The organism is Halorussus lipolyticus, from assembly GCF_029338375.1.
Taxonomy (GTDB): domain Archaea; phylum Halobacteriota; class Halobacteria; order Halobacteriales; family Haladaptataceae; genus Halorussus; species Halorussus lipolyticus.
In genome coordinates this window covers 1,124,613-1,145,542 of the sequence record NZ_CP119804.1, presented here as the reverse complement: position 1 = coordinate 1,145,542, position 20,930 = coordinate 1,124,613, and the positions used below count along the sequence as shown (strand labels likewise).

At 65.2% G+C, this 20,930-nt stretch carries 22 protein-coding genes; 10 read left to right on the top strand and 12 right to left on the bottom strand.

Annotated features, from left to right (window positions below; all coding sequences use genetic code 11):
* Positions 1–216: 216 nt before the first annotated feature.
* A complete protein-coding gene (gene gdhB, locus P2T57_RS05795) occupies positions 217–1,524 on the top strand; it encodes a glutamate dehydrogenase GdhB (protein ID WP_276301540.1) in 1,308 nt (435 codons plus the stop codon).
* 17 nt (positions 1,525–1,541) lie between these two features.
* On the opposite strand, the gene P2T57_RS05790 is transcribed toward gdhB, so the two are convergent.
* Together P2T57_RS05790 and P2T57_RS05785 are read right to left on the bottom strand one after the other, a co-directional pair.
* Complete coding sequence (locus P2T57_RS05790) at positions 1,542–2,414, bottom strand: HpcH/HpaI aldolase/citrate lyase family protein (protein ID WP_276301539.1); 873 nt, start codon at positions 2,412–2,414, stop codon at positions 1,542–1,544.
* Between the two features lie 223 nt (positions 2,415–2,637).
* Complete coding sequence (locus P2T57_RS05785) at positions 2,638–3,831, bottom strand: outer membrane protein assembly factor BamB family protein (RefSeq protein WP_276301538.1); 1,194 nt, start codon at positions 3,829–3,831, stop codon at positions 2,638–2,640.
* Positions 3,832–3,992: 161 nt separating this feature from the next.
* On the opposite strand from P2T57_RS05785, the gene P2T57_RS05780 reads away from it, so the two are divergent.
* Complete coding sequence (locus tag P2T57_RS05780) at positions 3,993–4,472, top strand: MaoC family dehydratase (RefSeq protein ID WP_276301537.1); 480 nt, start codon at positions 3,993–3,995, stop codon at positions 4,470–4,472.
* A 25-nt stretch (positions 4,473–4,497) separates the two neighbouring features.
* Here P2T57_RS05780 and P2T57_RS05775 read toward each other — a convergent pair whose 3' ends face one another.
* Positions 4,498–4,872, bottom strand: coding sequence for a DUF5658 family protein (locus P2T57_RS05775; RefSeq protein ID WP_276301536.1), 375 nt, complete (start codon positions 4,870–4,872; stop codon positions 4,498–4,500).
* Between the two features lie 302 nt (positions 4,873–5,174).
* Between P2T57_RS05775 and P2T57_RS05770 the strand changes: the two genes are divergently transcribed.
* Positions 5,175–5,642: a DoxX family membrane protein gene (locus P2T57_RS05770; RefSeq protein ID WP_276301535.1), complete on the top strand. Its 468-nt coding sequence runs from the start codon at positions 5,175–5,177 to the stop codon at positions 5,640–5,642.
* Positions 5,643–5,715: 73 nt separating this feature from the next.
* Entirely contained in the window at positions 5,716–6,105 is a 390-nt protein-coding gene (locus tag P2T57_RS05765) for a hypothetical protein (protein WP_276301534.1), read from the top strand.
* A 53-nt stretch (positions 6,106–6,158) separates the two neighbouring features.
* Here the strand turns inward: P2T57_RS05765 and P2T57_RS05760 are convergent, their stop codons facing one another.
* Positions 6,159–7,928, bottom strand: a complete 1,770-nt coding sequence (locus P2T57_RS05760; RefSeq protein ID WP_276301533.1) for an acyl-CoA carboxylase subunit beta — start codon at positions 7,926–7,928, stop codon at positions 6,159–6,161.
* A gap of 143 nt (positions 7,929–8,071) precedes the next feature.
* Here P2T57_RS05760 and gfo6 point away from each other — a divergent pair, with 143 nt between their 5' ends.
* Positions 8,072–9,193 (top strand): D-xylose 1-dehydrogenase Gfo6, encoded by a 1,122-nt coding sequence (gene gfo6, locus P2T57_RS05755; RefSeq protein ID WP_276301532.1) that lies wholly within the window; start codon positions 8,072–8,074, stop codon positions 9,191–9,193.
* Between the two features lie 83 nt (positions 9,194–9,276).
* On the opposite strand, the gene P2T57_RS05750 is transcribed toward gfo6, so the two are convergent.
* From P2T57_RS05750 to P2T57_RS05735, 4 genes are all read right to left on the bottom strand, one after another.
* Positions 9,277–9,702 carry a hypothetical protein gene (locus tag P2T57_RS05750; RefSeq protein WP_276301531.1) on the bottom strand — a complete coding sequence of 142 codons (426 nt, stop codon included), beginning with the start codon at positions 9,700–9,702 and terminating at the stop codon, positions 9,277–9,279.
* Positions 9,703–9,910: 208 nt separating this feature from the next.
* The gene (locus tag P2T57_RS05745; protein WP_276301530.1) at positions 9,911–10,804 is read right to left on the bottom strand and encodes a class 1 fructose-bisphosphatase; all 894 of its coding nucleotides are present in this window, start codon (positions 10,802–10,804) and stop codon (positions 9,911–9,913) included.
* 2 nt (positions 10,805–10,806) lie between these two features.
* On the bottom strand, positions 10,807–11,601 hold the full coding sequence (locus tag P2T57_RS05740; RefSeq protein ID WP_276301529.1) for a class I fructose-bisphosphate aldolase: 795 nt from the start codon (positions 11,599–11,601) through the stop codon (positions 10,807–10,809).
* 216 nt (positions 11,602–11,817) lie between these two features.
* A complete protein-coding gene (locus P2T57_RS05735; protein WP_276301528.1) occupies positions 11,818–12,471 on the bottom strand; it encodes a helix-hairpin-helix domain-containing protein in 654 nt (217 codons plus the stop codon).
* A 147-nt stretch (positions 12,472–12,618) separates the two neighbouring features.
* On the opposite strand from P2T57_RS05735, the gene P2T57_RS05730 reads away from it, so the two are divergent.
* Positions 12,619–13,419 carry a YqcI/YcgG family protein gene (locus P2T57_RS05730; protein ID WP_276301527.1) on the top strand — a complete coding sequence of 267 codons (801 nt, stop codon included), beginning with the start codon at positions 12,619–12,621 and terminating at the stop codon, positions 13,417–13,419.
* Complete coding sequence (locus P2T57_RS05725) at positions 13,416–14,000, top strand: cysteine hydrolase family protein (RefSeq protein ID WP_276301526.1); 585 nt, start codon at positions 13,416–13,418, stop codon at positions 13,998–14,000. The genes P2T57_RS05730 and P2T57_RS05725 overlap by 4 nt, the downstream gene beginning before the upstream one ends.
* A 137-nt stretch (positions 14,001–14,137) precedes the next feature.
* Here P2T57_RS05725 and P2T57_RS05720 read toward each other — a convergent pair whose 3' ends face one another.
* Positions 14,138–16,240 (bottom strand): PAS domain S-box protein, encoded by a 2,103-nt coding sequence (locus tag P2T57_RS05720; RefSeq protein WP_276301525.1) that lies wholly within the window; start codon positions 16,238–16,240, stop codon positions 14,138–14,140.
* 124 nt (positions 16,241–16,364) lie between these two features.
* Between P2T57_RS05720 and P2T57_RS05715 the strand changes: the two genes are divergently transcribed.
* Positions 16,365–17,225, top strand: a complete 861-nt coding sequence (locus P2T57_RS05715) for a 3-hydroxyacyl-CoA dehydrogenase family protein (protein ID WP_276301524.1) — start codon at positions 16,365–16,367, stop codon at positions 17,223–17,225.
* Between the two features lie 10 nt (positions 17,226–17,235).
* Here P2T57_RS05715 and P2T57_RS05710 read toward each other — a convergent pair whose 3' ends face one another.
* Both P2T57_RS05710 and P2T57_RS05705 read right to left on the bottom strand, forming a co-directional pair.
* The gene (locus tag P2T57_RS05710; protein ID WP_276301523.1) at positions 17,236–17,613 is read right to left on the bottom strand and encodes a hypothetical protein; all 378 of its coding nucleotides are present in this window, start codon (positions 17,611–17,613) and stop codon (positions 17,236–17,238) included.
* 147 nt (positions 17,614–17,760) lie between these two features.
* Entirely contained in the window at positions 17,761–18,816 is a 1,056-nt protein-coding gene (locus P2T57_RS05705; protein WP_276301522.1) for a phytoene/squalene synthase family protein, read from the bottom strand.
* A 134-nt stretch (positions 18,817–18,950) separates the two neighbouring features.
* Here P2T57_RS05705 and P2T57_RS05700 point away from each other — a divergent pair, with 134 nt between their 5' ends.
* Positions 18,951–19,190, top strand: a complete 240-nt coding sequence (locus P2T57_RS05700) for a hypothetical protein (protein WP_276301521.1) — start codon at positions 18,951–18,953, stop codon at positions 19,188–19,190.
* Positions 19,191–19,331: 141 nt separating this feature from the next.
* Positions 19,332–20,474 (top strand): acyl-CoA dehydrogenase, encoded by a 1,143-nt coding sequence (locus P2T57_RS05695; protein WP_276301520.1) that lies wholly within the window; start codon positions 19,332–19,334, stop codon positions 20,472–20,474.
* A 33-nt stretch (positions 20,475–20,507) separates the two neighbouring features.
* Here the strand turns inward: P2T57_RS05695 and P2T57_RS05690 are convergent, their stop codons facing one another.
* Entirely contained in the window at positions 20,508–20,906 is a 399-nt protein-coding gene (locus P2T57_RS05690) for a hypothetical protein (protein WP_276301519.1), read from the bottom strand.
* Positions 20,907–20,930: the final 24 nt, after the last annotated feature.

Here is a 20,930-nt window from a genome sequence, read left to right as displayed (position 1 = left end):
AGTCGCCGGTTTTGACTAACCACTTCCCCATCCGACTCACTCCATAAGTATGTGTATAAGGACCTAAGACAACTCCATAGCATTAATATTTTATACGCCTGCGGGAACCTTCGCCTACGATGCGTCGCCACGACGACTCGCGTCGCGCTGGGGGTTTCCCGGTCGAGACGCCGGGGCGGACGACGAGGAGTCGAGCGGACGACGCGACGAACACACATGCCTTCAGGAACTGTCGAATCTCCGGAACAGCAGGGTAACGAGGAAACGACCGACGAACCAGAGCCGGAGACGGCGCTCGAAACCGCTCGTCACCAACTCGAACACGCCGCGGCCCACCTCGACGTGGACCCCGGCGTCATCGAGCGACTCAAGCACCCGACCAAGGTCCACCGCGTCGCGGTCCCGCTGAAGCGCGACGACGGCGAGGTCGAAGTGTTCACCGGCTACCGCGCTCAGCACGACGACGTGCGCGGACCCTACAAGGGCGGTCTGCGCTTCCACCCCCACGTCAACGAACAGGAGTGCGTGGGCCTCTCGATGTGGATGACGTGGAAGTGTGCGGTCATGGACCTGCCCTTCGGGGGCGGCAAGGGCGGCATCGTCGTGGACCCCAAGGACCTGAGCGAGGACGAAAAGGAGCGCCTGACCCGGCGCTTCGCCGAGGAGCTTCGGAAGTTCGTCGGGCCGAAGAAGGACATCCCGGCCCCCGACATGGGCACCGACGCCCAGACGATGGCGTGGTTCATGGACGCCTACTCGATGCAGGAGGGCGAGACCATCCCCGGCGTCGTCACCGGGAAGCCGCCGGTCGTCGGCGGGAGCGAGGGTCGCCAAGAGGCCCCCGGTCGGTCGGTCGCCATCATCGCCCGCGAGGCCGCCGACTACTACGACTACGACCTCGAAGACACCACGATTGCGGTGCAGGGCTTCGGTGCGGTCGGCGCGAACGCCGCCCGCCTGCTGGACGACTGGGGCGCGAACGTGGTTTCGGTCAGCGACGTGAACGGGGCTATCTACGACCCCGACGGTCTCGATACCTACGAGATTCCGTCCCACGAGGAGGAACCCGAGGCCGTGATGAACTACGACGCGCCCGAGAAACTCTCGAACGAGAAGATTCTGGAACTCGACGTGGACATCCTCATCCCGGCCGCAATCGGGAACGTCATCACCCCGGAGAACGCCAACGACGTGCAGGCCGACATCGTTATCGAGGGTGCGAACGGCCCGACCACCTTCGCCGCCGACTCCATCCTCGAGGAGCGAGGCATCGAGGTAATCCCGGACATCCTCGCCAACGCGGGCGGGGTGACGGTCTCGTACTTCGAGTGGTTGCAGGACATCAACCGCCGACAGTGGTCGCTCGAACGAGTCAACGAGGAACTGGAAAAGCACATGCTCTCGGCGTGGGACGACGTGCGAGAGGAGGTCGAGGCCCGCGACGTGAGTTGGCGCGACGCGGCCTACATCGTCGCCCTCTCCCGGATTGCGGAGGCCAAGAGTACCCGCGGGCTGTGGCCCTGAGACGCTGAGTTAGTCGCTCAATTTTCGCCGGCCGCTTCGGCGTACTCCAGCACGCGCTCCGCCTGCGCAATCAGCGGCGCGTCTATCATCTCGCCATCGACCCGGAAGACGCCCCGGCCCTCGGCGTCGGCCGCTTCTTTGGCGTCGAGTATCTTCTCGGCCCACTCGACGCGCTCGGGGGCCGGCGTGAACGACTCGTTGATTGGCGCGACCTGCGCGGGATGAATCGCCATCTTGCCGTCGTAGCCCAGTTCGATGGCGAACGCGGTTTCCTCGCGCAGGCCCTCGGTGTCCTCGATGTCGGTGTACACGGTGTCGATAGCGTCCACGCCGCCAGCACTGGCCGAGAGGACGACGTGTTCTCTCGCGTGGAGGACTTCGGTCCCCTCGTCGGTCCGGGTCGCGCCGAGGTCCGCGGCCAAGTCCTCCGCGCCGAAGACCAGCGCATCAACCTCGGGGACCTCCGCGATGTTCTCCGCGGAGAGAATCCCGCCAGCGGTCTCGACAAGCGCCAGAATGGGGACCTCGGCGTCTCGCTCGTCGAGCAGGTCGGCCAGCGTCTCGGCGTCCGCGGGGTCCTCGGTCTTGGGGAGCATCACCGAATCGAGGGTCTCGGCGGCGTCACGCGCTTGGTCGCCGTTTCCGAGGACTCCTCTGAGGTCGTCGTCCGCTGTGATACCGGTGGGGTTCACCCGGACGCAGACCTCGCAGTCAGGCGCGAAATCGGGGTCTGCGAGGACCTCCCGGACCTCCTCGCGGGCCTCGGCCTTGCTGTCGGGGGCCACCGCGTCCTCCAAGTCGAAGACGATTACGTCGGCCCCGGCACTCGGCGCTTTGCGCAACATCTCCGGGCGGTCGCCCGGCGTAAACATGACGCTTCGTCGTGGCATACCCGAAGAAAGCGGGTCGCGGGGTTTCAAGCCCGCGGAAACGTCGGCGATGCTAGCGGTGCGTTCGGCGGTGTTGCCAGCGGTTTTGGGAGTGGCGTCGGCGACGAGGAGACCACTTCGAGCGGAGGAAAATAGCCACGAGCAGTAAACAATCCTATATGTGTGCTAGAGCAATACGAGTATTGCTAAAACTGCTATAATTACGTCTTTTCTCGCTCTCGGACTACGCCGAGAGCGAAAGCGCAGTGACGGCCCCGCCGCAGTCGGCCACGTAGGCCGTCGCGTCCGAGACGGCCACGGGAGCGACCACGGCGTCCGTCGCCCGGCACCACCACAGTACCGCCCCATCCTCCCTGTCGAGGCCGTACACCGCCCCTGCGTCGGTGCCGACGAGGAGGGCGTCGTCGGCCACCGTCGGTGACGCCCAAATCCGCGCGCCGAGGTCGGTCCGCCACGCTACGGACCCCTCCTCGGCGTCGAAGGCGTAGACCGAACCGTCCCCACTTCCCACGAAGACGGTTCCGTCCGCTATCGTCGGCGACGCCCACACGTCGCCGTCTGTCTCGGCGCGCCACTTCTCGCGCCCCGTGACCGCCGAAATCGCGTAGACCCGGCCGTCGTCCACTGTCCCGAGGTAGGCCACGCCGTCGGCCACCGTCGGCGCGTGCCGGACCGCGAGGGAGGGCTTGAAGCGCCAGTGTTCCCTGCCGTCGGTTCGGTCGTGGGCGTACGCCCCGCCGTCGAGACTGGCGAGGAGTAATCGGGTTCCGTTCAGTCCGAGCGAACAGACCGCCCGTGACGCGCTCTGGAAGGTCCAGAGCCGGGACCCGTCTTCGGCGTGGAGGGCTGTGACCCGGCCGCCGTCGTCGGCGACGAAGACATCCCCGTCCGCGACCGATGGAGCGGCCTGAAGACCGCCGTCGGACGCGAACTCCCACTTCGGGCGTCCCGTCGCTGGGTCGAGTGCGACGACCGTACCGCCGCTGGTTCCCGCGTAGACGGCCTCGTCGGCGACTGCGGGCGCGGTGACGCGGCCGCCGGTCCGAAACGACCACCGCTCGCGCCCGTCGCCGCCGCCGAAGGCCTGCGTGCAGCCGGTCGCACAGCCGAGATACACCGTCCCGTCGTGAACCGCGGGCACGGTTTCGACCGGTCCATCGGCTCGAAACCGGAACTGAACCCGCGAGTCGTCCGAGGTCACGCGCCGGTTCGGGGCCTGCGTCACACGCTGATTTGGGTCGGCCTCGTCCGAACGCATCCGCGAGGACTGTTTCTCGCGGGCGTCCGGGCCACCGGCCGAGGGGGTCACACCCCGCGGCGTCCCTCGCGCCGCTTCGTGCCCGGTGGCTGAGCCGACGCGCTCGTCGTCCCCTGTCTGCGGTCGCGCCCACTCGAACCGGCATGCGTCCTCGGTCATGGTAAGCCTCGACTGTGACTGACTGCACTCGTATTTATTCTCGACATACCCTTTGTTATGACCTCCTTACCTACCGGTCAGGCGTCGCTTGACCGCCAGTAATCAGTGCTTATCGGCCCAAACCGGCGGGATTTTTGCCGGGTCGCGCCGACGCTCCTGACATGACGGGACTCTACTACGAGGAGTTCGAAGTGGGCCGGACCTACGAACACGAGAAGCGCCGGACCGTGAGCGAGTCCGACAACCAGCAGTTCTGTGACATGACGATGAACCAGCAACCGCTCCACTTGGACGCCGACTTCGCCGACGACACCCAGTTCGGCGAGCGGTTGGTCAACGGTCTCTACACGATGAGTCTCGCGGTCGGGGTCTCGATTCCCGACACGACCGACGGCACCATCGTCGCTAACCTCTCGTACGACGACGTGGAGCATCCCAACCCGGTGTTCCACGGCGACACCATCCGCGCCCAATCGACCGTCACCGACAAGCGCGAGACCAGCGACGGCGAGCGCGGCGTCGTGACGATGCACGTCGAGGCCTTCGTTGTCAACCGCGACGAAGACGACACCGAGGGCGACGGCGAGACGCTGGTCTGCGAGTTCGACCGGACCGTGCTGTCGCTGAAGAAAGAAAACTAGTAGTCCGCCGCTGTTTTCGAAGACGCTACAACACCATCGCGTACAGCGAGAGGTTGACGACGACCGCCGCCATCCACGGCACCGCCAACCCGGCGGGCACCAGCAGTCCGTGGCGGTCGGGCAGGAGTCGCCGACAGCAGAGGCCGACCCCGACCGCGAACAGTTTCAGGCCGACCATCGCCGAGAAGCCGAACCGCTCGATGGCGGCCCGCGCGACCGGATTCGACTCGGTGAGGCCGATTTGGAGGCCGTAGTAGGTCGTGAGGAGGTCGCCGACGAGCGCGACCCCGACGAGCGCCCACAGCGTCCGCTCCCAGCGACTGAGACCCGCCACCGCGGCGGTCACGCTCCCGTCTCCGGCGCGGGCCAGCGTCGGCCAGTAGCGTCCGTCCGAACTCATATCGAACCCCGGCGAGTGGTGTGCCTCGTCACGAGACGACCCACGACCGACTGGGCCATTGTTATACGTCTCCTTAGGGTCTGACACGTGCGATTAACCCAGTCTACCCTCGCCGGTCGTCCGAGAGGACCGACCCGGCGAGAACCCGGCGCTCGGCCGACGATACGCGGAAAAACGCCGCGTTACACGACCGGTATTCGAAGACAGGGGCGACCTGCGTGGACAGGCGCGACAGGTTCCGCCCGCCTCCGCGACGTCTTCGAACGCGGGGATTTTCGGCCTTCGACTCCCTACGCCGACGCATGGTCGGTAGCGACGCGGGCGGGCCGCTCGAATCGGCGTTCGGTCTGGCGGCGTCCCGCCTTCCCTCGGCGGCGACGCTGACGCGCTGGGGCCTCGGCGGGATGTTGGTCACGGCGGGCACCCACAAGCTTCTGGACCCGGCGGGGTGGGCGGTCTACGTCACGGATTGGCTCGCGCCCTTCCTCGTCGTCTCGCCGGTCGTCTTCATGCTGATAAACGGGTGGCTCGAAATCGGGTTCGGCCTCGCCCTGTTGGCCGACCGGTACGCGGGTATCGCGGCGGCGGTGGCGGCCGTCTCACTCACCGCGACGGTGGGCTACCTCGCGGTGGTGTGGGTCACGACCGGACTGTTCGGCGACGTGTTGGCCCGCGACGTGGGATTGGTCGGGTTGGCACTCGCGGTGTTCGTGAACTCGGTTCGGGAGCGCGACGAGAACTCCGAGCGCGCTCCGTCGCTCCGAGAGTAAATCCGTCCGGCCGAACGTATATCTTATTCTAGAAAATGATTTATTCCCAACTATTTCGTATGTTGTTGAGCGGATGAAACGAAGAAACCTACTCAAGGGCATCGCGGCGAGCAGTATCGCAGTCACCGGCACGGTCGGCGCGTCCGACGCCTCCCTCGAACCGGGCGTGAAGTTGGGAACCGTCGAGGAGTACGACCGGCTTTACGTCGTCAGCGGCGGCGAGACGGTCGATACCATCGAAGACCCGACGTGGGAGAAGGTCGAGACTGCCGAAGCGAGTCTGGAGAGCGACCAGCGTCTCGTCTCGCCCGACGAGGACTGCGTGGCGAAGTGCGAAAGCAACTGCCCGTGCAAGCCCTGTCTCGTGGGGTGTTTCGACTGCTGTAACCCCGACGAGAACAAGTGCGACTGTTGTAGCGAGTTCGACAACCCCGACGAAGTTGCCTGTTGCGAAGGCTGTTGAGCGGACGCAGGTCGAGACGACCCGCGACCCCGGTCGGAATTTTTCCGTGCCGATTACAGGATGGTGCCGTGCTTCTTGTCCGGCAGGTCCTTCTCGATGCCCTCGTAGAAGGCGAAGCGATTTTCGAGTTCGGTCCGGAGCGTACTCGGGGGCACGATTTCGTCGATGACGACCTCGCTGGCCATCCGATGCACGTCGATGTCCTCGCGGTACTCCTCGCGGAGTTCTTGCTCCTTCTGGGCGCGCTCGTCGTCGTCCTCGATTTGGGAGAGCTTTCGAGCGTAGACCGCGTTGATTGCGGCCTCGGGACCCATGATGGCGATTTCGCCGGACGGGAGGCCGAGGACGCTCTCGGGGTCGTAGGCCGGGCCGCCCATGGCGTAGATGCCCGCGCCGTAGGCTTTCCGGACGACCACGGTCTGCTTGGGCACAGTCGCGGACGACGTGGCGTAGATGAACTTCTTGCCCTTCTCCAGAATCGCGTCCTTCTCGACCTGCGACCCGGCCATGAATCCGGGGGTGTCGCAGAGATACAGGAGCGGAATCTCGTAGGCGTCGCAGGTCCAGATGAACTCGGCGGCCTTCTCGGCGGCGTCGGGGAAGATGGCTCCCGCGCGCTGTGCTGGCTGGTTGGCCACGATGCCGACCGGCCGGCCGTCGATGCGGGCGAACGCCGTGATGATTTCCTTGCCGTACTCGGGCTTGAGTTCGAAGTAGGAGCCTTCGTCGACCACTCGGTCGATAACGTCGGTCATGTCGTAGCCCTTGTTCGGCTCTTGGGGAACGATGGAGTCGATTCCCTCGGGGGATTTGACCGGCGGCTTGCCCTCGGTCTGCGGGGGCTTCTCGTCGGTGCTATCGGGCAGGTACGAGACGAGATTGGCGACGAGTTCGCGGGCGTGCTCCTCGTCTTCGGCCACGAGGTCCGCGCTTCCGGACTGCTGGGCGTGAACGTCGGGGCCGCCGAGTTCTTCGAGTTCGATGTCCTCGCCCGTGACCATCTGGACCATCCGCGGGGAGGCGATTGCCATCGCGGACATGTCCCGGACCATGATGGTGAAGTCGGCGAAGACTGGGGTGTAGGCCGCACCTGCGATACAGGGACCGTAGAGGACGCAGATTTGGGGCACCCGACCCGAGAGCATCGAGTGGTTGTAGTAGTACTTGCCGATGCCCTCGCGGTTGGCGAAGAATCCGGTCTGCTGGTCGATTCGGCCACCCGACGAGTCCATCAGGTACAGCACGGGCTTGCCGTTCTTCAGGGCGCGCTGTTGCATCCGGAGGAACTTCTCGACGCCCTTCTCGGCCATCGACCCGGCCTTGACCGTGAAGTCGTTGGCCATGAAGTGCAGTTCCCGCCCCTCGAACTCTGCCGCGCCGGTCAGCAGGCCGTCGCCGGGGAGTCGGTCGTCGTTGTCCTCCTCGACTTCCGGACTGTCGGGGTGCCACGAATCGAAGTTGGCGAACTTGCCGTCCTCGAACAGCATGCCGTCCTCGCCGAACCAGAGGTCGAGGCGGTTCCGGACGAACAGTTTGCCCTGCTCTTCGAGGCGCTCCTTGTACTTCTCGGGACCGCCGAGTTCGATGTCCTCGATTTCGTCCCAGAGGGCGTACTCGCGGTCGGTCGGCCCGAGGTCGTCCTCGGCCGCCTCGTCCGGTTGTGTGGGGGCGGACCCCGCGGTCGTCGGTCGGTCGCGGACTACTGCCGGCGAGTCGGCGTCGCCGACGTACACCTCCACTTCGTCGCGGACGTGCTGGGCGAGCGCCTCCCCGATGGCGGAGGCCTCCTCGTCGGTCGCCCCGTCGCTGATGCGGACTTTCATGTGGGAGTCTGCGGCCAGCGATTTCAAACAGTTTTCCCTTTGGGTTCGACCGAATCTTGCCCGCTTCGCCCCGCGGACGCCACCCCCGACGCCGCCCCACCGACGCCAGTAACCTTTCCGGCGTCCGGAGTGACGTGATTGGCATGGACCTCGATTCGTATTTTGCGGATTTCACGGCCCGCGACTGGGAGGCCGACGCCGGAGAAAAAAACGGGGGCGACGAGACAGTCCGCATCGCGCTCGTCGGTCTCGGCGGGTTCGCCCGAAACCACGTCCTGCCGGCGCTGGCGGGCGATGCCACCGGTCCGACCGACCGGACGCGCTACTGCGAGGTCAGGGCGCTGGTCAGCGGGTCGCCCGAGAAGGCCGAGGAGGTCGCCGACGAGTACGACGTGGCTCACATCCTCACCTACGACGAGTTCGAGGAGGGCGAGGACGCGGACGCTTTCGATGCAGTCTACGTCGCCGGGCCGAACGCACTCCACCTCGATTACGCGAGGACCGCCGCGAACCACGGCAAGCACGTCCTCTGCGAGAAGCCAATCGAGGCGACTGCGGACCGAGCGCGAGAGATGGTCCGGGCCTGCGACGAGGCCGGCGTCACGCTGATGGTGGGCTACCGGCCACAAATCGACCCCGCCGCTCGCCGACTGCGCGAGATGATTCGGGACGGCGCGCTCGGAGACCCAGTGGCCTTCCACGGGTGGTTCACGGGCCACATCTTGGAGAACGGCGGACCCGACCAGTGGCGACTCGACGCGGACCTCGCCGGGGGCGGCGCGCTGATGGACGTGGGCGTCTATCCCCTCAACGCTGTCCGGTTCCTGTTCGACGCCGACCCGGCTTCGGCGCAGGCGACGACCTCCTCGCCGGACCCGGAGTTCGAGGAGGTAGACGAACACGTCGCCTTCCAGTTGGAGTTCCCCGGCGAAGCCACGGCCTCCTGCACCGCGAGTTACGGCGCGCAGGCCGACGACCGACTCCGGGTGGTCGGCACCGAGGGCCAAGCCGAACTCGCCCCGGCGTTCAACTCCGAAACCAATCCCACGCTGACGGTGACGCGGGGCGACGAAGAATTCGCCTACACCGGCGCGTTCGTCAACGAGGTCGCCGAGGAGTTCGACTACTTCGCCCACTGCATCCTGACCGACGCCCGACCGGACCCCGACGGCCGCGACAGCGTGGCCGACATGGAGACCGTCGCGGCCATCTACGAGTCGGCCGAGACCGGCCAGCGCGTCGAGGTCGGCGACGTTGGCGCCTGAAACCCGGATTTCGACCTCGGCCCAGCTCGGGAATTGTAATTCATTACTTGAGGAATTATATAGTGTCTTTAGAACAGCGAGAGTTAGTCCTCGGCGAGGTCGGCTCCGTACCACACCACCGACCAGTCGGCGGGACTCGGCAGGCCGCACCCGGTCAGCGCGACCAGCGCAACGGTCCCGGCGTGGTCGCCCCCTGCGATGGGGTTTGGGAGGAGTCCGGCCAAAACCAGCGCGAGCGGGAGGGCCAGCAGGACGGGCAGGAGCGCGGCCACCCGAAGCACCCAGTCGGGCGTCGAGTCTGGCACGTGGGCGATTTCGACTCGGACGAGGCCGCCGGTCACGGCGTTCTGAAGGGCCGACTCGCCCGCGTCCGGCAGGACGCTGACGGTGTACTCCGCGTCGGTGAACGACAGCGGGACGAGGTGCAGGAGTTCGTGAACACAGACCCCGAGCGCGAGGGTGACGACGAGGACGGTTCCGAGCGTGACGAGGTGGAGGGCGTCGGGCATCGGCGTTGACGGCGGTGGTTATCGGAACGACTCAACTGTTTCGGAATTCGCGTCGGGGTCGGTGCGGAGACAGGTTCGATTCGAGGACGGGCCGCCGAAATACGGAGCGGACTGCTTCCGAAACCCTCGGCGATTCGCGGTCACTCTCGCTACTCGGACCGGTCAGTCAGAAACGGGTGAGAGAAAATCGAACGACGCGCTGGCCGATTCAGAACTCGGCTTCCAGTCGCTCGATGAGGTCCGCGTTGCCGACGTAGACCGGCGTGCGCTGGTGAATCTCGTCGGCCTCGGCGTCGAGCAGTGACTCCTCGCCGTTCGAAGACGCCCCGCCCGCCGACTCCACGATGTAGGCGATGGGGTTGCCCTCGAACTGGAGGCGGAGTTTGCCCTCGGGGCGCGAGTCGAGTTCTGGGTAGGCGAACACGCCGCCGTAGGTCACGACTTGGTTCACGTCGCCTATCATCGCGCCGCCGTAGCGCAGTTTGAGGTCCTCCTCTACGTCCCCGGCGTAGTCGGCGAACCGGTCGGTCCAGTTGGGCACGCGGCCGCCGAACCCGTAGACCGTCGGGTCGTCGGGCAGGGCAAGGTCCTCGCGGACCGCGCGGCGCTCGGCGTCCTCCTCGCCGTCTCCCTCGACGACGTACTCCGTGACCGACCCATCCCGAGCGACCACCATCGTCGTGATGGGACCGTAGAGGACGTAGGCCGACGCGACCAGTTTCCGGCCCTTCGCGGGCAGTTCGCCCTCGTAGACCCCGAGGATGGTGCCCATCGAGTTGTTGGACTGCAGGTTCGAGGAGCCATCGAGGGGGTCGATTGCGACCGAGAGGTCCCCGTCGCCAGCGTCCACGATTTCCTCGCGCTCCTCGCTGGCGAACTGGCCGACGCCCTCGATGTCGGTCAGGCGCGATTCGAGGAGTTCGTCGGCCCACACGTCGGCGGCGAGTTGGGTCTCGCCGCTGGCGTTCTCGTCGTCGGTCTTCGTCCGGCGGCCAGTCAACCCGGCCCGGATTTCGGGGGCCGACCGGGCGACGACTGCGATGGCCCGCGAAATTGGGTCCTCGGCTTCGGCCTCGGCGCGCTCCGATTGGGCGTCGTCCATCGTCACTCGTCGAGTGCTTCGTCGGCGGTGGCTCCCTCGAAGATGACCTGTTCGAGCGCGTCGAGGATGCGCTCGGGTTCGTCTCTCTGCCAGACGTTCCGACCGACCGCGAGGCCGGACCCGCCGGCGTCCATGACGGCCTCGACGCTGGAGAGGAATTCGTAGTCGCTGACCTTCGAGCCACCCGACATCACGACCGGCATGTCGGCACCCGACTGGACCGCCCACTCCATGGCCTCGCGGCTACCGGGGTACTTGACCTTCGCCATGTCGGCACCGATTTCCAGCGCGATGCGGGTCGCGTAGGCGATGACCGACTCCTTGGTGTCGTTCTTCATGCCCTGTCCGCGAGGGTACGACCACATGACGACCGGGAGGTCGTACTCGCTGTGGGCCTTCTCTTGGATGTCACGGAAGTCCTCGTACATCTCGGTCTCGTGGTTCGACCCGGAGTAGACCGTGTAGCCAACCGCGTCGGCACCGAGTTCGGCGGCGTAATCGACAGTCCAGTTCTGGGGCGAGTGGGGTTCGCCCATCCAGAGGTTGCTCGTCCCGTTCAGCTTCGCCAGCAGGTTCACGTCGTCGTCGTAGGAGGGGTAGTAGGTCTCGGCGACGCCCTTCTGGACCGCCAGCGACGTGACCGCGTCGTGGGTGGCGATGTCGAAGACCTGCTCGGGGTCGAGGGTCTCCGGGACCGAACCGAAGTCCGCGGAGGGACCGTGTTCGAGGCCGTGGTCGTACGCGAGGATGAGAGACTTGCCGTTGCGCGTTACCGGGGAGTCTTCGAGTGGTATCATTCGTTCCAACCTCCGGTAACATCGCATAAGAGTCTAATGGTCACAACGGCCCCCTGTGAATCGGTCGCAGAGGGCCTGAATCGGCGTGACGCCCGGCGTAACTCCGTTTCGGTAATCTGGAAACTTACTACTCAGATAGTAAAAAGCCGGGTTGGCGACGAGAGTTGGAGAGACGAGCAGAGGAGAACGCACGAGAGGACGCGACCGACGAGAGAATCAGGCGAGGTCCCGCGCTTGGTCGCGCCACTGTTCGACGCGCTCGAGGCCGAGGCCGAGCGAGTCGGCGACGTGTTCGGGGTCGGCGGTGGCGAGACTCCGGACCGAGGTGATGCCGCCGTTGGCCAGAATCTCGGCCATCTTGTCGGTCACGCCGGGCACGTCGGTCACGGGGTCGGGTTTGCTCCGCTCGCGCCACGCCGCCTCGGCCTCCTCGGCCGCGCCGCTCCCGTCGGTGGTGGCCTCGCCGGTCGGCGTCCAGTCGCCGTCGGCGGTCGTCTGGGTCGTCTCGGTGGTCTCGGGTTCTTGGGACTCCCAGTCGCCGCTACTCGCGGCGACCCACGCTCGCTCCTCGTCTTTCAGGCCGCGGACCTTTTCGGAACGCTGTTCGAGCGAGTCGTCGTCCTCGTCGCTTCCTCCGAACGACCACGGGAGGGAGTGGACCTTCCGGAGACGAGTGGCGACGCCGGGGTTCACGCCCGCGTCCTGCAACATCTCGTAGGAGACTGTCTTGTCGCTGATACCTGTCGCGTCGAAGGGGGCCTCGGCGAGCACCGCCGCAGTCGCCGGACCGACGTAGTGGATGTCGGTCAGCGCCTCCTCGTCGTTGATTGTCGGGTCGTCGGGGGCGTCGGGGGCGTCATTGTTGCTCACGGGGCGTCACCGATTTATTTCAGCCTCACACCGACAGGGCTTGAATGTTTTGCAAACTGTATCACAACCTGAATAGATTCAGTCGCACACCACGCTCGACTGTCCATTAGCGAAACGACTACCCTCCACGACTCCTAACCGCCGAGCATGAACGAACCCGGAGTTCGCGCGCTGATGGACCAATCGACCGTCCGCGGTCGGGTCGAATCCGGGGCGCTCCCGGACTGGGCAATCGACCACTACGAGAGCTTTCGGGAGGGCCTCCTCGGCGAGCGAAACGACACGCCATTCCCGTGCTACTTCGGCGTCGAGATGGAGCGCGAGGGCGACGGTCTCTACGCCTTCTGCGAGTCGGCGACCGACCCCGACTCGCTGTTCGCGCTCGGCGAGACCCTGCTCGAATATCTCGACACCTACGAGGACCACGCCGACCGCGCCCCGCTCACGGTGTTCTTCCGACCGGCCGACGAAGACCTCACCGAGGCCGAGTACCACGAACGCCTCTGGCACGTCCTCCAGTTCCTCCACGTCCACGACCCGGAACCGTGGCCCGACGAGGTTCCGACCGACCCGGACGACCCCTACTGGGAGTTCTGTTTCGGCGGCGAACCCATGTTTCCGACGTGTCGCGCGCCGTTCTACGACGACCGAAAGAGTCGGTACTGCCCGGTCGGCCTCGAAATCACCTTCCAACCCCGGACGCTGTTCGAGGGCCTGACCGCCGACACCGAGGCCGGCCAGCAGGCCCGCGACGTGATTCAGGGCAGAATCGAGGAGTACGACGGCGTCTGTCCCCACGCGGACCTCGGCGACTGGGGCGTCGAAGGCGACCGGGAGTGGAAGCAGTACCTCTTTTCGGCCGACGGCGAGCAGGCCCCCGACGAGTGCCCGATTCGGGTCACGCGGGAGCATCCCAAGGCCGACCCCGAATTGTTGGTGGGGACATGACGGACCTGCAAGCAGACCTCCCCGACGACGCGGTTCTCCTGCTCGTGGACTTCCAGCGCGGGTTCGACGCCGACGGGTGGGGCGACCGGAACAACCCCGCGGCTGAGGACCGCGCCCGAGTCCTCCTCGAAGCGTGGCGGCAGGCCGACCGGCCCGTGGTCCACGCCCGCCACGATTCGACCGAACCCGACTCGTCGCTCCGGGGCGACGGCGAGGGCTTCGCGTTCAAACGGGGCCTCGAACCCGACGAACCGCGGGAGAACGAAACCGAGTTCGTCAAGCGCGTCAACAGCGCGTTCGTCGGCACCGGGCTAGAGTCGTGGCTCCGCGAGCGAGGCCTCGATACCCTCGTCGTCGCGGGACTCACCACCGACCACTGCGTCTCGACCACGACCCGGATGGCCGAGAACCTCGGCTTCCGGCCCGTCGTCGTCGCGGACGCGACGGCCACATTCGACCGAGAAGCGCCCGACGGCGGCGCGATTTCGGCGTCCGAGAACCACCGGGTCGCGCTCGCCCAGTTGTCCGGCGAGTTCGCCCGCATCGCCGACGCCGACGACCTGCTGGCCGGGATGGACTAACTACGCATCCGGTTCTTTCGCCGGTTCTGCTATCTCTTTTTCTGTCTTTTCCACGTATTTCTCTTTACTTCCGATTTGTTTATCCATTCTTTCCGCATTCTACGTTGCTCTCGAAATTGTAATTCATTGCTTTCTATCTATACTCCATCGTCTTCAACGCAGTCGTCTATTTCTACCGCTTCTACGTATTTATCGCCGACGACCGATACGTTGGTGAACTCGAAGCGCGCGCCGCCGGCCTCGCTCTCGGTAACCCGGCAGTCCCACCCGTAGGCGTCCGAGAGTTGCGAGACGAACGTCAACCCGAGGCCCAGTCCGTTGTCGCCGGTGGAGTAGCCGGCCTGAAACACCGCCTCGCGGTCCTCGGCGGGGATTCCGGGACCGTCGTCCTCGACGTAGAACCCGCCGACGGACTCGTCCGTCGAGTCGCCACTGGCTTCGCTCGCAGAGACGGATTCGAGGTCGCCGACGAGGACCGTCACGTCGTCCTCGCCGTGTTCTATCGCGTTGCGAAACAGGTTCTCGAACAGGTGCTGGAGGTAGTTCTCGTCGGCGAGGACGACGCGGTCGGTGTCCACGACGAGATTCGCGGTCCCGGTTTCGAGCGTCCGCCACGCGGTGTCGGCCACCTCGGCCAGCGCGACCTCCTTTTCGGCACCGACCGCGGCCCGGCCCTTCGCCAACACGAGGAGGACGTTTATCATCTCCTCGATGCGGTCGAGCGCGCTGGCGACCTGTTCGACCGCAGTCTCGTCGTCGGTCTCGATTTGCGAGAGGTAGACCTGCGCGACGTTCAGCGGGTTCCGGAGTTCGTGGGCGAGCATGTCGGCGAAACTGTCGAGGCGCTCGTTGGACTGCTCCAGTTCCGCGACCGTCTCGCTGAGACGCTCCTCGTAGCGTTTTCGCTCGGTGATGTCGGTCATGACGACCTGTGCGGCCGGTTCGCCGTCCGAGGTAATCGGGACCGCAGTCGTAATCACGTGGCGTATCTCCCCGTCGGGCGTGACCAGTTTGTGTTCGGTCGGCGCGAGGGCCTCCCGCCCGTCGAGGACGGTTTCGAGTCGCTCTGCGGCCACTGCCCGGTCGTCGTCGTGAACCAGTTCGAGGGCCGACTTGCCGACCAGTCGCTCGTCGAACTCGACCTGCTGGGCGGCGGCCTCGTTGGCGAAGACGATTCGACCGTCGGCGTCGCAGGTGAGAATCGCCACCGGGGCGGCCTCCACGAGTCTGCGATACCGCTCGCGTTGCTCCTCGATTCGGCGTTCGTACTCCCGGCGGTCGGTCACGTCCCGGACCACGCCGATTCGCTCGTGGTCGCCGTTCTCGATGTCGAGGAGCGCGAAGGTGGCCTCCGCGACGATGGTGCCGCCGTCGGCGGTCTGGAGTTCGGCTTCGAGGGTCGGGGCCTCGCGTTCGCCGGCGATTTGTTCCGCCTCGATTTCTTGGGCGGTCTCCGCGATGTCGTCGCTGACGAATTTCGAGACCGGTTCGCCGACTAACTCCTCGCGGTCGTAGCCCAGCATCTCGGTGTAGGCCTCGTTGACCATCGTAAACCGACCGTCCGTATCGACCGCGTACACCCCGTCGTTGACGGTCTCGATGATTCGGCGGTATCTGCTGAGTTCCTGCTCGGTCTCGACTCGCTCGGAGATGTCCACGAAGTAGACCGACAGGCCGGTCTCGGAGGGGTAGGCGTTGATTTCGGCCCAGAGTCCGAGGGGGTCGTAGTAGAGGTCGAAGTCCACCGGTTGCTGGGTCGCCATCGCCTCGCGGAACTTCTCACCGATGATTCCTTCGGCGGCCTCGGGAAACTCGTCCCAGATGGACTCGCCGAGGAGGTCGTCCTCCGAGCGACCGAGAATCTCCTCGGCGCGCTCGTTGAGGTGCGTGAATCGCCACTCGTCGTCCAGCGCGTAGAAGGCGTCGGTGATGCGCTCGTAGATTTCGGTGTCCGGCCCGATGCCGTGTTCGTCCGGCCCGCTGACGGCGGGGTCGTCCGGATTCGTGGAGTCCTCCGGGTCGGTCGGCCGCCACCAGATGCGGTGGTCGCCGACGCACTTGGTTTCGAGTTCTCCTCGGGACGCGAGTTCGGTCAGGTTGCGCTCGGCGCTCCGGTTCGGACAGTCGAGTTCGTCAGCGACTTCGTCGGCGGTGAGTGGCATCCCCGTTTCGACCACGTCCTCGAACACCGCGAGCGTGTCTTCGAGCGTGGCGTTCGATTCACCGCCCTGTTCGTCCATGTTCGTACCTCGTCGGGAAGACACTAAATACCCTGCCGGGGCGAAACTGGAACTGGCCGGTCCGGACCGGCGGTCAGTTCGGAACTTCGGTAGGCTTACGACCCGACCGCAAGAATTGCCGACCATGGTACGCACGCTCGACAGCATCGAGAGCATCGGCGTAGTCGGCGCAGGCACGATGGGTAGCGGCATCGCGCAGGTCGCGGCCCAGTCCGGGTACGACGTGGTGATGCGCGACATCAAAGAGGATTTCGTGCAGAACGGGTTCGACTCCATCGAGGACAGTCTCGACCGCTTCGTCTCCAAGGACAAGATTTCGGAAGACGAGGCCGAGGCGACCCTCGACCGAATCACGGGCACCACGGAACTGTCGGACCTCGCGGACTGCGACTTCGTGGTCGAGGCCGCAGTCGAGGACATGGACATCAAGCAGGACATCTTCGCGGACTTGGACGACGAGATTCCCGAGGACGTGATTCTGGCCACGAACACCTCCACGCTCTCCATCACGACCATCGCGTCGGTCACGGACCGCGAGGAGAACATCGTCGGCCTCCACTTCATGAACCCCGTGCCGGTGATGAAGGGCGTCGAGGTTGTTATCGGCGAGAAGACCAGCGACGAAGTGACCGAGTTCGCCCACGAACTCGCCGAGGACTTGGGCAAGGAGACGTGGGAGTCCGACGACAAGCCCGGTTTCGTCACCAACCGCATCCTGATGCCGTGGATTAACGAGGGCATCCGGGCCTACGACGAGGGTGTCGCCACCAAGGAGGACATCGACAAGGGGATGAAACTCGGTACGAACACCCCGATGGGGCCGCTCGAACTCGCCGACCACATCGGTCTGGACATCTGTCTCGACGCCTCCCAGACGCTGTTCGACGAGTTGGGCGACCGGTACAAGCCCGCCTACCTCCTCAAGCGCAAGGTTGACGCGGGTGACTTGGGCAAGAAGACCGGGCAGGGCTTCTACGAGTACTGAGCGAGACCAGTCACGACGTGTCCGTCTCACTCGTCGTTCGTATCTGCTCGACTCGAAACACGTAGTCTTCGTAGGCGGCATCGAGGTTCGCGGGACTCTCCTCGGCGGTGTGGTCACGACACAAGAACGCCTCCGCTTCGACCGCACCGTGGCCGGTCTCCTCTTGATATCGTTCGAGGACCGAGAACGCCGCCGGTTCGTCACAACCGCGACGGTGACACGCTCGCGGTGCGTCCGAGCCTTCGTTTTGTCGCTGGGTTTCGTCGGCCTCCTCGCCCGGCGGTTCGGCCTCGTCGGCACGGTTGCGCGCCTCCGCAATCTCGCGCTCCTGCTGGCGTCGTTCCTGATTCTTCGCTTTCTTCTCTCGACCGTCTTTCGTATCTGCCATCCTCAGTCGTAGGATGGCTAGCCGGATAACGGTGTGGCTGTTGGTGACGATACACAGTCGAACCGACGCACATCACGCGGTAAGCAATACATAGATGTCTAAGAGACACGTTATGGTTGCGTAAAGAAACACTCTCACGTCCGGGAGCTATGTCGGCGAGAACGGTTCGTCCTCCAACTGCGACCGCAACTCGCCGATATTCTCGCGCTCGACGTCGCCCGACTTGAACAACTGAATCAGTCCCATCACTTCCGAGCGCGAGACTTTCACGCCGCCCTCCTGCACCACGTCCTCGGGGCGCTCCAGCAGTTCCCGACTGGTGCCCACCGCAAGCAGGAAGGGAATCGCCCACGCTTCGAGGGTGTTGCCCTGCGATTCGGGTAGGACCTCCAGATACCGCTGGGCGTCGTCCATGTAGCCCCGAGCGTGGTGGGTCACGCGCCGGATGACGCCAGCGACCGCGGTTTCGTTCTCGGGTGCCGTGACGTTCGCGGGGCTGACGCCGCGCTCCCGGAGCCACGTCGCCGGCAGGTAGACGTTGTTCTCCTCGCGGAAGTCGTCGGACACGTCCTTGGCGACGTTGACCAGTTGGAGGAGAAGCGCGAATCCTCTCGCGTTCGCCCGGAGGACTTCGGCGCGCCGGTCGTCCACGTCTTGGGCGACCAGATTCGTGATGAGTTCGCCGACGGTGCCGGCGGCGTACCAGCAGTACTCCTCCAGTTCGTCGATGGTGCCGATTCGGAGGCCGCCGTCGTCCTGATAGCGCTCCACGAACTCGGCCATCCCGGAGACCAGTTCGCTCACCGGCGGGTAGATGGCCGACTGGGCGTCCGCGCCCAGCGACTCGAAGGTGGCGACTACGCGGGGCGACTGGGCCACGACGTCCCAGTCGTCGTCTGATTCGTCGGGAATCCACGGTTCGACCTCGGTCCGGAACTCCTCGATGGTGGTCGGGTCGTCGGGGTCGAGCGCCCGGTCGTACTGCCGGAGGAGGTCGGCTTGCTCCTCGGGCGGGATGTGGCCGGCGTCCTCGACAGTATCTGCGACTCGGCAGAGGAGGTAGCCGACGCAGATGTAGGAGGCCATCGGCTCCTCCAGCACGTCGATAGTGATGGCGAACGTTCGAGAGACGCCTTGGACGGCATCGAAGCACCAGTCGATGTCGTCGTCCGCTGGGCGCTCGGTGGGCGGCTCCGTATCCATTTACTTGTGGGACCTAGGAACCCGAGATTGAAAAGCTTGAGCAAAAATCTTAGAATTTACCGCCAGCGTCGCGCGGGAGAGACCGACCGATTCCCGGCCCAACGCTTACCCTCGTCCGAACCGACGTTTCGGACATGATTCCGACGCCGAAAGACGCCGCGAAGGTGCTGGCGGGGAAACCGATAGACGTTCGAAAGAACAAGCTCAACGTCGCATCTTTCCTCGTTCAGGCCGTCCTCGCGCTGAAGAACGGCAAGCCCAAGCGAGCCTTCCTGCTCCTCGGGGCGGCCAGCGTCGCGCCCAAGCACCCCGCGGCCTCGTGGCTGATTCAGGGCGCGGTCACGGCCGACGACATCCGGAAGAAGCTACTGTAGTCAGCCGAACTACCCCGACGAGACTTTGGTCGGCGGGCCGAAGCTTCTGAGCGAGAGTATGCCGAGCCAGTAGACTCCCGACAGCACCCCCTCCGACGCCGAAGGGAAAACTAAAGGGTCGCTCCCCCGCAAGATTTGGGCATGGACTTCAGTCTCTCCGCCGAGCAGAAGCAGATACGCGACATGGTAGCGGAGTTCACCGACGAAGAAATCAAACCCCGCGCCGACGAAATCGACAAAGAAGACGAGTTCCCCGAGGACCTCGTGGACGAGATGGCTGACCTCGGCCTGATGGGGATGCCCTTCCCCGAGGAGTACGGCGGGGCGGGCCTCGACTACCACTCCTACGCCATCGGTCTCGAAGAAATCTCCCGCGGGTCGGGCGGTCTGGGCACCGTCGTCGCGGCCCACACCAGCCTCGCGGGCAACATGCTCTACGAGTTCGGCGACGAGGACCAGAAGCAGGAGTACCTCACGCCCCTGAATCAGGGCGAGGACATCGGCGCGTTCGCGCTCTCGGAGGCCGGCGCTGGCTCCGACGTGCCCGCGATGGACACCACCGCCGAGAAGGACGGCGACGAGTACGTCGTCAACGGCGGTAAGCTCTGGATTTCCAACGGTTCGGTGGCCGACACCGTGACCGTCTTCGCCAAGACCGACCCCGAGGCCGGGAACAAGGGTATCTCCTCGTTCGTCGTCCGGCCAGAGGAGGACGACGGCTTCTACGTCGAAGGCACCGAGGACAAACTCGGCGACAAGGGCTGTCCGACCGCCGAACTCCGGTTCGACGACATGCGCATCCCCGAGGACCGCCTGCTGGGCGAGGAGGGCAGAGGGTTCGTCCACGCTCTCAAGACCCTGAACGGCGGGCGCATCACCATCGCCGCGCGGTCCATCGGTATCGCTCGCGCCGCGCTGGAAGACGCGCTGGAGTACTCCCAAGACCGCGAGCAGTTCGACCAGCCGATTTCGGAGTTCCAGACCATCCAGCACAAACTGGCCGACATGGACACCAAGGTTCAGTCCGCCAAGATGCTGATGCACCGCGCCGCCGACCGGAAGATTCGCGGCGAGGACTACATCAAGCAGGCCGCCCAAGCCAAACTCTACGCCTCGGAAATCTCCCGCGAGGTCGCAAACGAGGGCGTCCAGATTCACGGCGGCTACGGCTACACCAAGGACTTCCCCGCCGAGCGGTACTACCGAGACTCGAAACTCAACGAGATTTACGAGGGGACCAGCGAGGTCCTGCGGAACACGATTGCGAACGAACTGCTGGACTGATTGGTCTTCGTTCTCTATTCGCTTTCGGCTTTTTCAGGCGTCGAGTTCGGCGACGAATCGCTCGATGTTGTCGATGTCTACGAGCATACAGTCGATGGAGTCAAGCATCGCGTTCCAGTCGGTACCCCCGGTATTCCACTTGTCGGCCACGACGACGGCTTTCGGCACGTCGAATTGTCTGAAATCGCCCATCTCGGCGTAGGCCCGCCGCATGTGGTTGATGTAGGTACTCCGGTTCGAGGTCCGGGAGGTCTCCTTGACCTCGACGTACCCCTTCCGAAGGTCGTGGTCGCCCAACAGGACACAATCGACCTTCCACCGGTTGCCGGACTTGCCGACCTCGTACTGCTTCGTGCAGGTGTAACCGGTCGCTTCCGCGAGGGTATCGCGGACGTACTGCTCGAAGTCGTCGTACGCGACTCCTCGGCCCATGACCCCGGCTACTCAGCGACCGGT

What these genes read in the sequence shown, in the direction of transcription:
- gdhB (WP_276301540.1), top strand. Translation starts at nt 217, where the DNA reads ATGCCTTCAGGAACTGTCGAATCTCCGGAACAGCAGGGTAACGAGGAA.
- P2T57_RS05790 (WP_276301539.1), bottom strand. Translation starts at nt 2,414, where the DNA reads ATGCCACGACGAAGCGTCATGTTTACGCCGGGCGACCGCCCGGAGATG.
- P2T57_RS05785 (WP_276301538.1), bottom strand. Translation starts at nt 3,831, where the DNA reads ATGACCGAGGACGCATGCCGGTTCGAGTGGGCGCGACCGCAGACAGGG.
- P2T57_RS05780 (WP_276301537.1), top strand. Translation starts at nt 3,993, where the DNA reads ATGACGGGACTCTACTACGAGGAGTTCGAAGTGGGCCGGACCTACGAA.
- P2T57_RS05775 (WP_276301536.1), bottom strand. Translation starts at nt 4,872, where the DNA reads ATGAGTTCGGACGGACGCTACTGGCCGACGCTGGCCCGCGCCGGAGAC.
- P2T57_RS05770 (WP_276301535.1), top strand. Translation starts at nt 5,175, where the DNA reads ATGGTCGGTAGCGACGCGGGCGGGCCGCTCGAATCGGCGTTCGGTCTG.
- P2T57_RS05765 (WP_276301534.1), top strand. Translation starts at nt 5,716, where the DNA reads ATGAAACGAAGAAACCTACTCAAGGGCATCGCGGCGAGCAGTATCGCA.
- P2T57_RS05760 (WP_276301533.1), bottom strand. Translation starts at nt 7,928, where the DNA reads ATGAAAGTCCGCATCAGCGACGGGGCGACCGACGAGGAGGCCTCCGCC.
- gfo6 (WP_276301532.1), top strand. Translation starts at nt 8,072, where the DNA reads ATGGACCTCGATTCGTATTTTGCGGATTTCACGGCCCGCGACTGGGAG.
- P2T57_RS05750 (WP_276301531.1), bottom strand. Translation starts at nt 9,702, where the DNA reads ATGCCCGACGCCCTCCACCTCGTCACGCTCGGAACCGTCCTCGTCGTC.
- P2T57_RS05745 (WP_276301530.1), bottom strand. Translation starts at nt 10,804, where the DNA reads ATGGACGACGCCCAATCGGAGCGCGCCGAGGCCGAAGCCGAGGACCCA.
- P2T57_RS05740 (WP_276301529.1), bottom strand. Translation starts at nt 11,601, where the DNA reads ATGATACCACTCGAAGACTCCCCGGTAACGCGCAACGGCAAGTCTCTC.
- P2T57_RS05730 (WP_276301527.1), top strand. Translation starts at nt 12,619, where the DNA reads ATGAACGAACCCGGAGTTCGCGCGCTGATGGACCAATCGACCGTCCGC.
- P2T57_RS05725 (WP_276301526.1), top strand. Translation starts at nt 13,416, where the DNA reads ATGACGGACCTGCAAGCAGACCTCCCCGACGACGCGGTTCTCCTGCTC.
- P2T57_RS05720 (WP_276301525.1), bottom strand. Translation starts at nt 16,240, where the DNA reads ATGGACGAACAGGGCGGTGAATCGAACGCCACGCTCGAAGACACGCTC.
- P2T57_RS05715 (WP_276301524.1), top strand. Translation starts at nt 16,365, where the DNA reads ATGGTACGCACGCTCGACAGCATCGAGAGCATCGGCGTAGTCGGCGCA.
- P2T57_RS05710 (WP_276301523.1), bottom strand. Translation starts at nt 17,613, where the DNA reads ATGGCAGATACGAAAGACGGTCGAGAGAAGAAAGCGAAGAATCAGGAA.
- P2T57_RS05705 (WP_276301522.1), bottom strand. Translation starts at nt 18,816, where the DNA reads ATGGATACGGAGCCGCCCACCGAGCGCCCAGCGGACGACGACATCGAC.
- P2T57_RS05700 (WP_276301521.1), top strand. Translation starts at nt 18,951, where the DNA reads ATGATTCCGACGCCGAAAGACGCCGCGAAGGTGCTGGCGGGGAAACCG.
- P2T57_RS05695 (WP_276301520.1), top strand. Translation starts at nt 19,332, where the DNA reads ATGGACTTCAGTCTCTCCGCCGAGCAGAAGCAGATACGCGACATGGTA.
- P2T57_RS05690 (WP_276301519.1), bottom strand. Translation starts at nt 20,906, where the DNA reads ATGGGCCGAGGAGTCGCGTACGACGACTTCGAGCAGTACGTCCGCGAT.